The sequence below is a fragment of the Streptomyces triculaminicus genome (assembly GCF_017349075.1).
GTDB lineage: Bacteria > Actinomycetota > Actinomycetes > Streptomycetales > Streptomycetaceae > Streptomyces > Streptomyces triculaminicus.
Genome location: NZ_JAFMOF010000001.1, coordinates 1,703,045 through 1,717,592, shown reverse-complemented (window position 1 = coordinate 1,717,592; position 14,548 = coordinate 1,703,045). Strand labels below are relative to the sequence as shown.

The following is a 14,548-nucleotide window of genomic DNA, read 5'->3' as shown; positions in this document are numbered from 1 at the left end:
GTGCTGTACGAGTGGTCACGTCACCGCGGCTGCGGCACCGGCTGCGGCAGCATGCCGCGGTCCGTGACCGGCAGCGGGCGCGCCGCCGTGTGGCCGGTGTTGCGGCAGGCGTTGGGGACGGCCCGGCTGACGCGGCCCAGCGTGTCCCACAGGCTGCGGTCGTGCCAGTAACCGGACTGGTCGCCCGTGCCCTCAGCCCGCTCGTCGGCGAGCATCGCGGCCTTCCAGGACGAGTGGAGCCCGGCCAGCTCCTCGATCGCCCCGCCGTGCTGCGGCCAGCAGACGGCTATCTGGTTCTCGCCCTTGAGCTGGTAGTAGTTCTGCAGCCAGTCGACCCAGTCGGCGAGTTCCGTCCACTCGGCCGCCGTGGCGCGGACGGCCCAGGGGCGCGGCTGTGGGGAGCCCTCGGCGCCGTCCCCGGTGCCTGCTCCGGCGCCGCCGCCGGCTTGCGGGGAGAACGCGGCCGCCCCGCCTCCGCCCCCGCTCCTCAGCTCGTCGAACTGCTCCTGCAGCCCGTTGATCATTTCTTCGAGCCGCCGGGCGCGGTCGTAGTCCTGGTCGGCGATCTGGCTGACGAGGTCGACCACCTCGATCAGCTGGGCCTCGAGGCCGCCGATCGTCACTTCCTCGCTCACAGCTGCTTCTCCATGGGGAAGGGCGGTCCGGGGGGTCCGGGCGGTACGGGAGGTGCCGCGGCCGGCACCTGCGGGATCACCGGCGCGGCCTGGGCCCCGTACAGCCGCTTCGACTCGTCGACGATGGCGCCCTGGTCGGTCTCCCAGTACGGCTCGGCCTCGATGATCATCGGGCGGATGCCGTGCATCATGACGACCATCCGGCGCTCGGGCAGGGCCGCCAGGTCGGCGACGGACAGGATGTCCTCGAGGCGGGTGGTCTCGGAGGTCGACTGGCTGCCGACGAACGAGCGGCTGTCCCTGTTGCGGGTGGTCTGCGGGGCCTCCCACTGGCCGACGAGTTCGGAGACCTTCTTCAGCAGGCCGTCGGTGTCGGACGAGCCACCGCCGTACGTCTTGCACGCGGCCGCGTCCCACAGCGTCTTCATGCCGAACTCGCCGAAGGTGTCGACGCCCTGGGCCCAGGACTGCAGCCAGGCCATGACGATGATGCCCTTGGAACGGTAGTGGGTGTAGAGGTCGGGCAGCTGGCTCCAGCGGCAGGTGTTGGCGACCTCGTCCAGGGCGGCCAGCAGCGGCGGGTTGAGCCGTCCGCCCGGGATCTTCTCGGACGTGCGGTCGGCGGTGGTGAGGATCGCGGCGGACAGGGCGGTGGTCAGCGGGGCCGCCGAGCCGACGCCCTTGCGGGAGAGGAGGTAGATGGTGTCGGTGGACAGCACGAACTCGTCCGGGCGGAACTCGCGGCGCGTGGCGAGCTCCTCCGGCCGGCAGGTCACCCATCGGGTGATCTGGTCGTTCGTCAGCCAGCGGACGAAGATCTCGGCGGTCGCGAAGATGGACTCGCGGGTCTTGTCCGGCAGGCGCCGCATCGTCTCCAGGCCGGTCGCGGCGACCGTGGCGCCGTGGGCGCGCAGGATCTCGTCGGGCTCGGAGTTCTGCGAGTCGGCGAGCCAGAGGTAGACGTTGGTCATCTGCTGCCCGTCGAGGGCCGCGGCCAGCAGGCACCAGCTCAGCAGCTGCTGGCCCTTGGGGTCGAAGAAGCCGTCGGAGCGGGCCTTGGCCTCGGCGTCCTTGCCCGCGTCGACCAGGGTGCTCATCAGCTCTTCGGCGTCCGAGAGGGTGCGGATCTGGCGCAGCGGGTTCCACCACCAGGTCGCCGGTTCCTCGGCGATCTGCTGCGGGTCGAAGACCCAGGTGTTGCCCTTGTAGGAACGGGCGAGGCGGGTGAGGGTGACGATGTCGTTCTTGTTGGAGGAGGCCACGCAGGCGCCGGGGGCGCTGAGGATCGCGGGGATCACCTGCGCCACGGACTTGTGGCGGCCGGGACCGGCGATCGTCAGGTGCAGGTACTCCCACGGCGCGTAGACGCGCTGCCCGGTCGTCACGGAGCGGCCCATGCGGATGCCGGGCTCGGCGGTGTCGATCGACAGGCGCTGGGCCGTGCGCTCGGCGGCCGCCTGGAGGGCGACCTGGTCACGGCGGGTGGTCATGCGGTGGGCGGCGTCGTTGCTGGACTTCTTCGACACGCCGGCGCGCCAGCTCTGCCAGACGCCCCGTACGGCCACGAGGGCGATGCCGGCCACCACGGCCAGCTCGAGGAGGACGATCACGGTGGCGGCGGTCGTCCAGTGCCAGTCGCCGGTGGCCAGGCCGAACAGCGGCGTGAAGGGGCCCACGGCCTCCCAGGTGCCGGTGGCCCACCACTGGGCGCCGACCAGGGCGACGTAGCTGCCGCCGATGAGCAGCAGGAGGGCTCCGATGCCGGCGAGTGCGAGAGCCGGGCCGGAGCTGTTCCGGCCGGGGCCGCGCGCCTTCAGTGGGCTCATCGCTTCGCTCCCGCCGCGGGCATGCCCCGGAGGCCGGCGGCCGGCTCGTCGTCGTCGGCGATGCGGTTGGCCCAGCGCTCGTTGGTGTCGTTGAGCTTGATCTCGGCCTGGGTGAGGGCGGTCTGGATCGGGATACCGGCGTTGGCGCCGGCCTTGACCAGGAACTTTCCTCGGCCGGGCGGCGGCATCTCCTTACCGGTCTTGTTGTCGATGCCCGGCGGGATGGACCATTCCACGATGAGCTCGCGCTCGCGGCTGGAGAGCGGGACGATCGCGTTCAGCGAGTCCATCTCCGCGCGCGGCAGGCCGCCCAGGAACACCATGCCGCTTCGCTCGACGAAGCCCTTGGCCTTCTCGCGGTCCTCCGGGTTGGGCAGGGAGAGCAGGTCGGCGGTGGAGTGGGTGGTCATCGACTGACCGATGCCGATCTGGCGGTTGAGTCGGGTGAGCTCGTCGACGCGGTCGACGAGGCCGACGCCGGCGCGCAGGATGCGCCAGAGCTCGTCCAGGACGAGGAAGAAGTTCCGGCGCGGCTCGAGCCCCGCGGCGGTGAGCCGGTCGTGGGCCTCGATGGAGGCGAACGCCTCGGCCCAGCAGGTCAGCAGGACGGCGCCCTCGAGCGTCTTCTCGCTGGCCGGGATGGAGGACAGGTCGATGGAGACCGGCCGGTCCAGCGAGAGGCGCTCGCTGGTCTGGCGGTTGAAGGTGTTGGCGAGCGGGCCCTCGACCAGCGACATCAGCGACTTGAGCAGCGGCTCGATGGCGAGCCGGTACTTGTCGTCGTTGCCGTCGGCCAGCACCATGCGGCGCAGCGCCTCGGGGCCGTCCTTGAGCAGCTGCGCGAGGTCGCCCAGGATCGGCGGGCGGCCGAGGTCGGTGTCGTCGAGCAGCTCGATGGCGCGGCCGAGGAGGGCCTCCTCGTCACCGGTGATCAGCGACTTGCGGACGATCGCGATGAGCGCGGCGACCATGGTGGAACGGCGGCCGGTGGCCTCCTGCAGGAGGCTGTGCCGGGCGCTGCCGACGAGCCGGGAGGCGGCCGAGCCCATCTCGCCCAGGTCCAGCGGGTTGAGCGCGCCCATGCCGCGGCCCAGCTGGATGACCTGGCCGCCCAGGGCACGCATCAGGGCGGTGTACTCGCCCTTGGTGTCGCCGGGTACGAGCGAGACGGTGCCCCGGAAGTCCAGTCCGACGATCATGCGCCGGTTGATCGTGGACTTGCCCAGACCCGGCTTGGCCAGGGTGAACATCGACGGGTTGGAGATCAGGTTGGCCCGCTCGAACCATGCGATGGGGTCGCAGCACAGGGTCGCCCCGGTGATGATGTTGCGGCCCAGGGGCACCCCCACCATGGGGGTGCCCGCGCCGACGACGTACGGCCACAGGCCGCACACCTGGCGGCTGGTGCCGCGGTATTCGGTGGGAATGTCCAGATAGGAGACACGCCCACCGCCCTCCCCGTGCATGCCGCGGCTGCCGATGCGGGGCACCTGGCCCCAGTTGCGGCCGCTCAGCACCGGGCCGCCGGCCATTGCGCCGGAGCCGGTTCCGGCCACCTCGTCGGACTTCTTCGAGCGCCGGAACATCAGCGCACTCCCCCTTTGCGTACCTGCACGTCGTTCCCGTACTTCGCGACTTCGTACTTCGTGCTCTGCTACTTCGACTGCCTCTTCGACGTCACTTGAGCGTCTTCGGCAGCTTCATCGTCATGTGCTCCGGAAGGATCACGCCGATCGGCAGGGCGGCGAGAAATCCGGCGTCCTGGCTGCCCCAGGCGTAGCGCAGGGCGATGCGGGCGGGTGCCGAGAGGTTCTCGACGGCCACCTCGGCGGCCTGCATCCGGCTCTTGCCGCCGCCCTCGCCGTTCCGCTCGTCCGCGTCGTCGTTGTCGAGCACGGTGGCCGTGACGACCATGCCGAAGAGGGTCAGGCCCGCGCCGCGGGCCTCCTCCTGGCGGGTCTGGGCGGCGGCGATGTACTCGGCCTCGGCGTGGGCCTGGCCGTTGCGGGTGGTCTCCGTACGGCTGCGGGCCGCGCGGAAGTCCCGGTCGGCGATGGTGGCGGCCTCGGCCGGCGAGTGCGGGCGGTAGATGAGGCTGACCCGCTTGCGGTCGATGTCGCCGTGGGCGGAGAGCAGGTTGCGCAGCACGTCGGAGAAGACCTCGCCGCGCGGGGCCTCGCCCATCATCCAGGTGACGCTGGTGGCGCCGTCGTGCCAGTACGACTTGGACTTGGCGACGTGCGTCGTCGGACCGGCCTGCGACCAGGTCAGCCCCGAGTCCCGGCCGGCGGCGCGCGCCTGGTCGATGAGCTGGGAGACCCCCGGCTCGTAGGCCGTGCGCACGACCTCGGCGATCTCCGTCGCCGACAGCGGCGCGCACGCCCCGGCGCCCGTGGTGGCCAGGCGCGCGGTCAGCGACGGCAGACGGCGGCCGATCTCGACGGCCATGTCGCTGGCGGCCCGCTTGCTGCGGCCGATCGCCGAGGAGGCGTCGTACACCAGCGACAGGTAGGTGTTGATGGTCGGCGAGCCGGACGGGTAGTCGCGGTCGATGTCGGCCATCACCTGGCGGGCGAGCCGCGAGGCGGTGTCCGAGGCTTGGTGGGTGATCTCGTTGTGCAGCTTCTCGCCGCTGTCCGGGGCCACCTCGACGACGACCTGGAAGCCGACGAGGCTGGGCTCGCCGCTCATGGTGCGCATGAACTGGCCCCAGTTGGCGACCCACGAGTCGATGTCGCCCTGGTCGACGAGGCTGCCACCCTGAGAGCTGCAGGCGATCGTGACCGCGTAGTGCTCCACCTCGTGGTAGTGGATCATCCCGAAGGGACGGCCGAGGCCGTCCGTGGCCTCGTACATGTCACTGGCCATCGCCAGGCCCGGCAGCAGCGACTTGCCGCCGGGGACCTTGGAGAGCACTCCGGAGCGGTACACGTTCTGACCTTTCATCACTCCCACGCCCCACGCGAGGCGCGAATACATCAGCGTGCCCAGGTGCCGCCCGTACCGGTCGCGCACGGCGAGCGGTACGAGCACGACGGCACCGACGAGCGCCACTATCAGGGCGAGCACCATGTCGAGCGGTGCCAGGGTGCCCGCGATGGCGAGGAACACGAACAGCACCGCGGTGGGGATGAGCCCCAGGCCGCCGAGGCCGGCCGAACGGGGCCGCCGGAAGTTGCCGTAAGTGCGAAGTTGCTGCACTTCAGGAGCCACTGGGGCCTCCGTCCAGTTCCTGGTGCATGCCTGCTGCAGAATCGTTCAGGCCGTTGATCATCTGTGCCTTGGCGGTGTCGACCGCCTTCTTGGCGACCACGGCCGCCGCACCGACGGGACCACCCGCGGCACCCGCACCGGCACCGGCCGCGGCACCCGCGCCCGCACCGGCACCCGCACCGGCTCCGGCGGCCGCGCCGCCACCACCCGCGGCAGCGCCCGCACCGGCTCCGGCACCCGCGCCTCCGCCCATGCCACCGGCGGATCCGCCCGCGGCACCGGAGGCGCTGCCACCGAGGCCACCGCCACCCGAGATGCCGGACGACCCTCCGGACAGACCGGCCTGTCCGGCACCGCTCGGCGAACCTCCGCCGGACGACGCCTGGCCACCGGACGGGGACGAGGAGGAGCCCGAGGGGCCCTTGCCGGAGGAGCTCGAGGAGCTGCTGTCGCCGCCCCCGCCACCGCCGCCGAAGCCGCCGCCACCGGCCATGGCGACACCGGCCGGCTGGAAGAGCTTGAGCAGCGCGGGCAGCACGGCCACGGCACCGGCCAGCAGGACGAAGCCCGTGATGCCGGACCCGAGGTCCTTGTCGACGCCCGAGCCCAGGAGCCGGTAGGCAGCCGCGTAGATGGTCGCGGCGGCGGGCTTGAGGCACAGGAACGCCAGCACCCAGGTCAGCCAGCGGCTGAGCCACCGCGAGCCCATGCTGGTGAACGCGGTCGCGGCCGGGATCGCGATGGTTCCGGCGAGCAGCACCAGGATGGCGGCGCGGAAGTACATGAGGATGAGCTGCAGCAGGGAGGCGCAGACGCAGACGATCACCAGCAGCAGCGGCACGACCGGCCCGCCGAGAGCACCGGACAGTCCGCCGATCGCCGCGACAGCGGCACCCAGTTTCGCGTCGGCATCCCCGCCGAGCGACTCCTTGATGATCCACTTGCTGTAGGAGTCACCCGCCTCGATGGCGAGCTGCACACCCAGGGTGAAGGTGCCGTTGAGCAGCACCAGCTTGATCATGCCCTGAGCGATGTTGCGCAGCTGGTCACCGGATCCCCGAAGCTCGATCGCCATTTTGACTCCGGCGAACGTCAGGGACATGACGGTGAGGATGAGGGTGAGCCACAGGGTGTGATCAGCCAGCCACTTGGCCACATCGGCGGCCCCGGTCGGATTGATCGGCTTACCCTCGCTGTCCGTCGAGGCCACACCGGGAGTCGGAGCGTAGACCCAGAACGAGGTCATGGCGGCGACGATCTTGCCGAGGCCCGCGGCGAACATCTTCAGCAGGTCTTCGACGAAGCCGCCGACCACGCCGCCGACGGCGTCGGTGACCGCGTCGGCCGCGCCGCTGACGACTTCCTTGACCTTCTTGCAGCCGGACTCGACGTACTTCCAGTCGCAGGGATTCAAACTCGGCATCACAGCCCCCTGAACTGGGTGTAGCCGGTCATGTCACTGATGGCGTTGCTCGACGACGTCAGATGGCCGTCGTCGGCGGGAACCACCTTCCAGTCCCCGTCCGCCCAGCGCACCGTCACCTGGAAGACCTTCAGCGTGCGGCCTGCCGCCTCCCCGTTGACCAGGGACACGACCGCGGTCTCCGGGGTGTACGTCACCATCTGAAAACCGGCGAGCTGCGCCAGGTCGCCGGTGGGAACAGGCTGCGTGATCTGCTTCGCGCCTTCCAGCAGCTTGTCGCGGCCGGGACCGGGGAGCAGCATCTCCTTCATCGGCTTGCTGTCCGGCAGCGCGACGATGCTGCGGTAGTGACCGTTGATGGACGCCATCAGCGCACCCCGCGGGGTGTGCGCGTAACAGCTGGCTGTCAGGCCGTCGAACTTCATCGGCCCCGCGCTCTTCGAGCGCGGCAGCACCGCAGAGTTGACGATCTCCCAGGTGACGTCCTTGGGAGCCACCGTGGGCACTGTGGTGTCGGTGTCGGTGGGCGTGCAGCTGCCGTCCGCGGGCTTCTGCGGCGCGGACGACGAAACGCTGCCGCCCCCGGTAGCGGGCGCCGCCGGCGTGGCGGGCGTCTTCGAAGCGGCGCTGTCGGCTCCCTTGGTGTCGTCATCGCCACCGGTGACGGCCACGAAAACACCCATGACGACCACCAAAAGGATGAACACGGCGCTTGTGATGAACAGGGTGCCGCCGAGCTTGCCCTTGTCCTGTCCGTCGTTCCTGTCAGCCATCTGAACTCAGAACTCCCCCTGAGGAAAACGCTCGGTGCCGCCTACGCCAGCAGCGCGTTGGCCAGGGCGGACGCGGCCGAGATGACGATGCTGCCGCCGCAGGCGCCGCCCAGCGCCTTCATCGCGCGGGACGAGCCGTGGCCCGAGAAGTAGGCCCAGCACAGGATCGCGCCGGAGATCACGAACGCGACACCGGCGGCCCAGGCCGCGAGGTAGGTGATCCAGGAACCGATGGTCGTGATCTTGCTGCAGGCGCCGGGCGGGCAGGAGCCGAGGGCCAGGGCGATCTTGTCGTTCAACGCTTTCCTTCCGAGGTCGGGTTGTTGGCGGGCCAGGCGCCCAGGCGGGTCGCCGGGTCCGGTGGAGGCAGCACGGCCTCGTCGGCCGCGGGCGGCGCGGTACGCGCCGGGGGTGCCGAGGACAGTGGATGCTGGGGCTGTTGGGGGTGCGCCTGCTGTGCGGGCTGCACCGGCGGCATCGGCTGCGGCACATACACGGCCGGCGCGGGCTGCGCCGGGGGCACGGCCGGGCCGGGCTGTACGGGATGAGCCTGATGCGGCTGCTGGGCCTGGTGCGTCGGCTGAGCCTGGTGCACCTGCTGCACCGGTGGGCCCTGGTAGGCCTGTTGGTGCTGAGGCATGGGCTGCGGCTGGTACACCGGGCGGGCCTGCTGAGCCGGCTGCGACGCAGGCTGCTGCGTGCCCGGCTGCGGCAGGTAGTAATCACCAGGGTTGCTGTGGGGCACGACCGGCTGCGCGGGCGCGGGTGTCGGCGCCGGGCCCGGCATCGGACCGGGCACGTATCCGGCCGACGGGTCGGCGGTGCGCTCGGTCACGGACGGGCGGGCGGTGCGTTCGGTGGCCGACGGGCCGGGCGGCAGGGCCAGGGTGATGTGCGGCGGCGGGAGTTGCAGCAACGTTTGTTCAAGGACTTCGAGCTCCTTGACGCGCTTCCGCGCCTTGCCGCCCTCGCGCCACTCCTCGACCCACGGCACCTGCCAGCTCTGCGGAACGGCGCCGGTCAGCACCCGTATCCGGTCGCGGACCGAACGCGGAGGCTTGGTCGGCGCGTCGGCCATGAGCACCAGGCCCACGACATTCGTGCTCGCCGGGGCCTGCCCCGAGTGCCACTCCTGCAACGCGGCCTGAGCGGCGGCCAGTCCGTGCGCGTCCGCCCGCGCCACCAGCACGACATGGACGCCCGACACCGCGCCATGGATGTCCGGCCAGCGTCGCTGGGCGTCGCCACCACCACCGACGGTGCGCAGCAGCGTCGAGACACCGGCACCCCCGTGCACGCCGAGCGCCCACCAGAGCACACCCTGGGCGGGCCGCATCGGCAGTGTGCCGAGCTGCGTCTGAGGGGCCTGGACCGAACCGAGCTGACGCCGGCTCGGGACCGGCGGCGGCACCGTCGGACCGGCCGCCTGGTGCGCGGCGAACTGCTGGTGCTGCGCCACGGACTCGGGCTCGGCGGTCGCCTGTGGTGTGACCCAAAGGTTCGGTATCTCGTCCGCCATCCCCGTTTTCCCCCTCTCCGCGGTCACCAGGCTGGATCGCGGAGGTTTACAGTACCTGAGCAGTCGTCAATGTGTGCCATAAATTCGAACAGCGGCGAACAGTAGTTGATAGCGTGCGATCTTCCTCGACCGGAGGATCGCCCGGGGGGAGGTTGGGTGGAGCGGCCGAGCGCCTACGGAGATCCGCTGGCAAAGTATCCGGACGTCATGAAGCCCCGAGAGGTTGCAGATGTTCTGCGAGTCGAGGCTTCGACCCTGGTCAGGTGGTTAGGGGACAACCACATCCCAGGGTTCCAAATCGGGCCAAAGCAGGAATGGCGGATCTGGCGGGAAGAGTTGCGCGAATACCTGCATTCACAACGCAACACCCCCACCATTTCGAACGATTCAAGCAAGTCGACTAAATACACCTAGATGACATGGCATTCGAACGGGGGGTCGTGAGGATGCGTCTGCGCCGTAAGGCTCGGGCGGGCTGGGCGATAGTGCTGAGCCTGGTTCTGGCCGGCTGTGGAGTGGGCGGCGGCGGTGGCGGCTGGGGGAGCGTCGGCGGCGGCCTGAAGGACGGTTCCGTGCCGTCCCAGTACGTCTCATGGATATTGAAGGCCGGGGCCATCTGTCCACAGATACCCCCGGCCATCATCGCCGCCCAGATCGAAGCCGAGAGCTCCTGGAAGCCCGACGCCGTCTCGCCCGCCAACGCGAAGGGCCTGAGCCAGTTCATCCCGGACACATGGCGCGCCTACGGCGTGGACGGTGACGGCGACGGCGTCGCCAACCCGTTCAACCCGTTCGACGCGATCATGTCGCAGGGCACCTACGACTGCGCGATCGCCAAGGACCTGGCACCCGAGATAGCAAGCGGGAACGTCAGGGGCGACATCGTCGCGATGACGCTCGCCGGCTACAACGCCGGTCCGTTCCGCGTCACCCAGTTCCACGGCATGCCGCCGTACCACGAGACCCAGAGCTACGTGGCCTCCATCCTCCAGAGCGCCTCGAAATACCAGGGATCCCTGAGCGGCGGCGGAAACGTTCCTTCGAGTGGCGTCGGAGGCAGCATCGTCGCTGCCGCGCGCCGGGCCCTCGGTCTCCCTTACATCTGGGGCGGCGGCGGAAGCCACGGCCCCACCGGCGGCGGCTTCGACTGCTCCGGACTCACCCAGTACGCCGTCTTCGCCGGCACCGGCGGACGCGTCGAGATTCCGCGTACCTCGCAGACCCAGCGCGGCGCCGGCAGATCCGTACCCTCCACCCCTGAGGCGATGCAGCCGGGCGACGTCATCGTCATCAACAACGACGGCAACTGGGGCCATGTCGGCCTCTACATCGGCCGCGGGCAGATGATGCATGCCCCCAGGCCGGGGAAGACGGTCGAGATCGTCGACCTGGCCCCGTACTGGACACAGTTCCCGTGGGATGTCAGGAGAATGGCATGAGCAAACGATCCCGTTGGGCCGTGGTCGTGACGAGCACCACCATGGCTGTCGCATTGACCGCCTGCGGAAGCGACAACACCCCCAAGGACTCCGGCGCCACCGCCAAACCCTCCACTCCCCCGCCCACCGCGCGCCCCAACGCCACCTACTCTCCGCCCAAGCCCCTCCCCAAGGGCAAGGAGGGCACCCCCAAGGCGGGCCTGCCCCAGGGCGTCGACGAGAAGGACGCCACCGCCGTCGCCGAGGCGATCGCGGTGACCGACTGGACCTTCGACACCGACCTCGACACCAGCCCCTCCGACGCCCAGCGCCGCACCACGCAATGGCTGGCCGACTCCCTCGCCAAGGACGTTGCGAACGCACAGCCGCTGGCTCAGCCCGACGCCGCCTGGCGGACCATGGCCGAGCATCACGGCTACACCACCGCCACCGCCAAACGCGCCTACGACGACCAGCAGATGGACCTTGACACCGAGGCCTTCCGCCAGTTCGAGGTCACGGTGAAGACGCTCGGCCGGGACGACTGGAAGGGCCCGACCGACACCTGGGTGACGTGGATCCACCTGACCCGCACCGACAAAGACCAACCGTGGAAAGCCGACACGATGCGAGTGGCCAAGTGACGACCGGCACCGATCCCAGCACCGTCCCCGACTGGCCCGCCCCCGTCGTACGCCTCACCGGCCAGGGCACCGTCGAGGTCGACGGGGCCGTACTGCCCCTGCCTCCGGGCCTTGACGGCGCCGACGCCCGCCAGTGGGCGGTCAAGAACGTCGCCGAGCGCTACGCCCGCCTCGGCCGCGCCATCCGGGTGACGGCCGTGGAGGCCGACGGCACCAGCTTCCCCCTGATCGTGCACCCCGACGGAACCGTCGAGGCGCTGGCCGTCGAGGCCGCGGGCGGCCGGCGCGGCAAGCGCCGCCCCCGCCCGGCGGCGGCCACGGCCAAGAGCGACACCCCCCGGGGCGGGAAGAGCGCACCGGGCGCGAAGGGTGCGAACGGCCGAAGCCAGGAGGGGAAGTCGCAGGCCAAGGGTCTGATCGCGATGGGCGCCTTCCTGGGCGTCATCGTGCTCGGCGGCGTCGTCGTCTTCTCGGGCGGCGGCGGTGATCCCGACACGGCCCCGCACTCCGTCGCCACCACCCCGTCTGCCAAGCCGACGCCTCCCCCGCCGGCCAACCTCCCGCGCCCGGCCCCCGACGGCTGGACGACGCGGGCCGCCTGGGCCCTGAAGATCAGCGGGCAGATCGGCCCGGCGGTCGACGAGGACGGCACGATCGCCGCGGTCACCGACAAGGGCCAGCTCGTCGTGCTCGACGGGGCATCCGGGGTGACCAAGTGGTCCGCGGGCGTCCCCAACGACGCCTCCGGCAGCCTGGTCTTCACCCGGATCGACGGCCGGCGCGTCGTCGCCGTCTCCACCGGTCAGGCCCTGCACTACTGGGGCATCGACGGCGACGAGCACCCCCACCACAGCGTCAACATCCCCAACTCCGGCACCGTGACGTTCCTGGGCCCCTCCCCCCTGATCTCGCTCCGCGACGCCACGGCCGCCGTCATCGCCGACGGCAAGGTCCAGAACGTCGACCTGCCCGTACGCACCACCGCCCTGGCCGCCGACCAGCAGACGGTCCTGGCCGCCGACCCGTCCGGCCACTGGTGGCGCCTGGCCCCCGGCAAGCAGCCGGACAAGGGCCTGGAGATGAAGTCCCCCGCCGACAAGGCCCAGCTCAACACCGTGCTCGGCGTGGACGGCGGACGGCTGGTCGGTGTCTGGAAGAAGGACGACACCACCTGGGCCACCGCCTACGACGCCGCCACGGGCAAGCCCCTGGCGACCGGCAAGGCCGCAAAGGACCCCGGCACCCTGACCGTGCGCGCCGCCGGCCCGCTCGTCGCCGTCGGCCCGCTCCTCCTGGACACCCAGCGCGGCAGCAGCCGCGAGGTCACGGGCGCGACCCCCAGGAGCGCCGCCGCCGGGCGCATCTACGCCGTCGACCCGCAGCAGCGCTGGCACACCCTGACCACGGGCGCCGACGTCGTGATGAACAGCAAGGACGTGGCGATCCCGCTCGGCGTGTCCGCCAAGCGCGCCCTCGTCGTCGCCGACAAGCTCGGCGAGAAGCTGCTGTACGCGCTCACCCCCAGCACCAACGGGGACCAGCAGCCCGCCCCGGACGGCTCGGGACAGGTCGCGGCACCGGAACCGCCCGGCCAGGGCACGTCCTGACCCTGCGGCGGAGGGAACCCCTCGGGTTACTTCCGCCGCTCCGCGACCTCAGCCTTGGCGTCCGCCTTGGTATCCGCCTTCGCCGCGAAGGCGGTGATTATCTTGACGACGGTCGGGTCCATCTTCTTCTCCGGGCCCTTCGCGTGCGTGGAGGCGACCGAGTAGACGATGGTGCGGGAGAGATTCCGGGTGGCGGCGAAGCCGCTCAGGTAGCCGAAGCGGCCACCCGTCTTCCCCCAGACGACCGTGCCGTCCGGGAGCCTGTCGGTGCTCAGGCCGCTGGAGTACTTCGCCTCCGCCGTGTCATCGCCGTACACGGACACCTTGGGCACCGTGAACATCAGCTCCAGCTCGGGTCGCGGGACGATGCGCCCGTTGAAGAGGGCGGTGGTGAAGCGCTCCAGGTCCGGGGCGGTGGTGACGAGGTCGCCGGAGGCCCAGGTCACCGACTGGTTCCAGTCGGTGACGTCGACCAGCGTTCCCTTGTCCTGCTGATAGCCACGCAGGTGCCGGCCGTGGATGCGGGGGTCGTTGCCGGGACTGTAGGTCTCCTTGAGCCCGGCGCGGTTGATGACCCGGTCCCGTACCTCCTTCTCGTACGAGTGACCGGTCACCTTCTCGATCAGCAGACCGAGCACGTTGTAGCCGATGTTGGAGTAGTGCTGGCAGGTGCCCGGCGTGAACTCCATGGGCTTGTGGAAGCCGCGCTGCACCATCGTGCGGTGGTCCCACGTCGTGTACCGGCCCTTGAGCTGCTCCGGGAAGTCGCCCTGGTCGTCATCGGCGCTCGGCAGTCCGCTGGTGTAGTTCAGCAGGTGCCTGACCTTCACGTCCGGGTATGCGGCGGGCAGCAGACCCGGCAGGTAGTGCTGCACCGTCCCGTCCAGGTCGACCTTCCGCTCGTGGACCAGCTGCAGCACGGCCGCCGCCGTGAACGCCTTGGTGACGCTGCCCGCGCGGAACCGCTCATCCCCCTTCGGCGCGCGCTGCGTACGGATGTCGGTCACGCCCGAGGTGGTCTGCCATCTGCCGTCCTCCCCGCCCAGCCGGACATGAGCGGCGGTGGCGGTGTCCGCGTCCGGCAGCCCCGCTATGGCCTCGCGCATGGCCTTCCGTACGGCCTCGGTATCGGCGGACACGGCACCGGTCGGCACGTCACCAGCGGCCGTGGTCGAGAACGACGCCTGCCCGGCGCTCTTCGAGGTGCACTGCGAGGCGTTCTGCGCAGTGCCGGACGGAACGACGGCGACTGCCGGGGCGACCGCCCCGACGCACAGGGCGGCGACGGCGGTCGCGATCACGGCGATGGCGGGACGCCGGCGGAGGTGGAGATGGTGGCGGTGGTGGTGAGGCATGGCGGCTTCCCCCGGAACTCGAGCGGATCACTGCTGACGTGTTCCATCCTGGATTCCGGCGCGCTCCGGCGAATCGCCGACGCGAGTGGTCTTGTCAACCGCCGTACTCCCCCGCACGAGGGATCCCACGAGTGA

General features: G+C 70.7%; 13 protein-coding genes. 4 read left to right on the top strand and 9 right to left on the bottom strand.

The window, feature by feature from the left end; translation table 11 throughout:
- Nucleotides 1-20: 20 nt before the first annotated feature.
- The 8 genes from J1792_RS07975 to J1792_RS07940 form a co-directional block, all read right to left on the bottom strand.
- On the bottom strand, nt 21-635 hold the full coding sequence (locus J1792_RS07975; protein ID WP_086567069.1) for a hypothetical protein: 615 nt from the start codon (nt 633-635) through the stop codon (nt 21-23).
- A complete protein-coding gene (locus tag J1792_RS07970; RefSeq protein ID WP_086567071.1) occupies nt 632-2,461 on the bottom strand; it encodes a type IV secretory system conjugative DNA transfer family protein in 1,830 nt (609 codons plus the stop codon). The genes J1792_RS07975 and J1792_RS07970 overlap by 4 nt, the downstream gene beginning before the upstream one ends.
- Nucleotides 2,458-4,047: a putative type IV secretion/conjugal transfer ATPase gene (locus J1792_RS07965; RefSeq protein WP_242645476.1), complete on the bottom strand. Its 1,590-nt coding sequence runs from the start codon at nt 4,045-4,047 to the stop codon at nt 2,458-2,460. The genes J1792_RS07970 and J1792_RS07965 overlap by 4 nt, the downstream gene beginning before the upstream one ends.
- A gap of 91 nt (nt 4,048-4,138) precedes the next feature.
- A complete protein-coding gene (locus J1792_RS07960) occupies nt 4,139-5,674 on the bottom strand; it encodes an SCO6880 family protein (RefSeq protein ID WP_143587578.1) in 1,536 nt (511 codons plus the stop codon).
- Complete coding sequence (locus tag J1792_RS07955; protein WP_207246892.1) at nt 5,664-7,097, bottom strand: hypothetical protein; 1,434 nt, start codon at nt 7,095-7,097, stop codon at nt 5,664-5,666. The genes J1792_RS07960 and J1792_RS07955 overlap by 11 nt, the downstream gene beginning before the upstream one ends.
- On the bottom strand, nt 7,097-7,870 hold the full coding sequence (locus tag J1792_RS07950; protein WP_086567075.1) for a DUF8175 domain-containg protein: 774 nt from the start codon (nt 7,868-7,870) through the stop codon (nt 7,097-7,099). The genes J1792_RS07955 and J1792_RS07950 overlap by 1 nt, the downstream gene beginning before the upstream one ends.
- Before the next feature lie 41 nt (nt 7,871-7,911).
- Complete coding sequence (locus tag J1792_RS07945) at nt 7,912-8,169, bottom strand: hypothetical protein (RefSeq protein ID WP_086567077.1); 258 nt, start codon at nt 8,167-8,169, stop codon at nt 7,912-7,914.
- Nucleotides 8,166-9,389, bottom strand: coding sequence for a DUF6668 family protein (locus tag J1792_RS07940; protein WP_086567078.1), 1,224 nt, complete (start codon nt 9,387-9,389; stop codon nt 8,166-8,168). The genes J1792_RS07945 and J1792_RS07940 overlap by 4 nt, the downstream gene beginning before the upstream one ends.
- 207 nt (nt 9,390-9,596) lie before the next feature.
- Here J1792_RS07940 and J1792_RS35720 point away from each other — a divergent pair, with 207 nt between their 5' ends.
- From J1792_RS35720 to J1792_RS07920, 4 genes are read left to right on the top strand one after another with little or no spacing between them, the layout of a single operon-like run.
- Nucleotides 9,597-9,803, top strand: a complete 207-nt coding sequence (locus J1792_RS35720) for a helix-turn-helix domain-containing protein (protein WP_372446091.1) — start codon at nt 9,597-9,599, stop codon at nt 9,801-9,803.
- Between the two features lie 5 nt (nt 9,804-9,808).
- Nucleotides 9,809-10,828 carry a C40 family peptidase gene (locus J1792_RS07930; RefSeq protein WP_086567082.1) on the top strand — a complete coding sequence of 340 codons (1,020 nt, stop codon included), beginning with the start codon at nt 9,809-9,811 and terminating at the stop codon, nt 10,826-10,828.
- Nucleotides 10,825-11,451 (top strand): hypothetical protein, encoded by a 627-nt coding sequence (locus J1792_RS07925; RefSeq protein WP_143587579.1) that lies wholly within the window; start codon nt 10,825-10,827, stop codon nt 11,449-11,451. The genes J1792_RS07930 and J1792_RS07925 overlap by 4 nt, the downstream gene beginning before the upstream one ends.
- A complete protein-coding gene (locus tag J1792_RS07920; protein WP_207246890.1) occupies nt 11,448-13,058 on the top strand; it encodes a PQQ-binding-like beta-propeller repeat protein in 1,611 nt (536 codons plus the stop codon). The genes J1792_RS07925 and J1792_RS07920 overlap by 4 nt, the downstream gene beginning before the upstream one ends.
- A 26-nt stretch (nt 13,059-13,084) precedes the next feature.
- On the opposite strand, the gene J1792_RS07915 is transcribed toward J1792_RS07920, so the two are convergent.
- On the bottom strand, nt 13,085-14,413 hold the full coding sequence (locus J1792_RS07915; protein WP_086573519.1) for a serine hydrolase domain-containing protein: 1,329 nt from the start codon (nt 14,411-14,413) through the stop codon (nt 13,085-13,087).
- Between the last annotated feature and the right edge of the window lie 135 nt (nt 14,414-14,548).

What these genes read in the sequence shown, in the direction of transcription:
- J1792_RS07970 (WP_086567071.1), bottom strand. Translation starts at nt 2,461, where the DNA reads ATGAGCCCACTGAAGGCGCGCGGCCCCGGCCGGAACAGCTCCGGCCCG.
- J1792_RS07965 (WP_242645476.1), bottom strand. Translation starts at nt 4,047, where the DNA reads ATGTTCCGGCGCTCGAAGAAGTCCGACGAGGTGGCCGGAACCGGCTCC.
- J1792_RS07955 (WP_207246892.1), bottom strand. Translation starts at nt 7,097, where the DNA reads ATGCCGAGTTTGAATCCCTGCGACTGGAAGTACGTCGAGTCCGGCTGC.
- J1792_RS07950 (WP_086567075.1), bottom strand. Translation starts at nt 7,870, where the DNA reads ATGGCTGACAGGAACGACGGACAGGACAAGGGCAAGCTCGGCGGCACC.
- J1792_RS07940 (WP_086567078.1), bottom strand. Translation starts at nt 9,389, where the DNA reads ATGGCGGACGAGATACCGAACCTTTGGGTCACACCACAGGCGACCGCC.
- J1792_RS35720 (WP_372446091.1), top strand. Translation starts at nt 9,597, where the DNA reads ATGAAGCCCCGAGAGGTTGCAGATGTTCTGCGAGTCGAGGCTTCGACC.
- J1792_RS07930 (WP_086567082.1), top strand. Translation starts at nt 9,809, where the DNA reads ATGGCATTCGAACGGGGGGTCGTGAGGATGCGTCTGCGCCGTAAGGCT.
- J1792_RS07925 (WP_143587579.1), top strand. Translation starts at nt 10,825, where the DNA reads ATGAGCAAACGATCCCGTTGGGCCGTGGTCGTGACGAGCACCACCATG.
- J1792_RS07915 (WP_086573519.1), bottom strand. Translation starts at nt 14,413, where the DNA reads ATGCCTCACCACCACCGCCACCATCTCCACCTCCGCCGGCGTCCCGCC.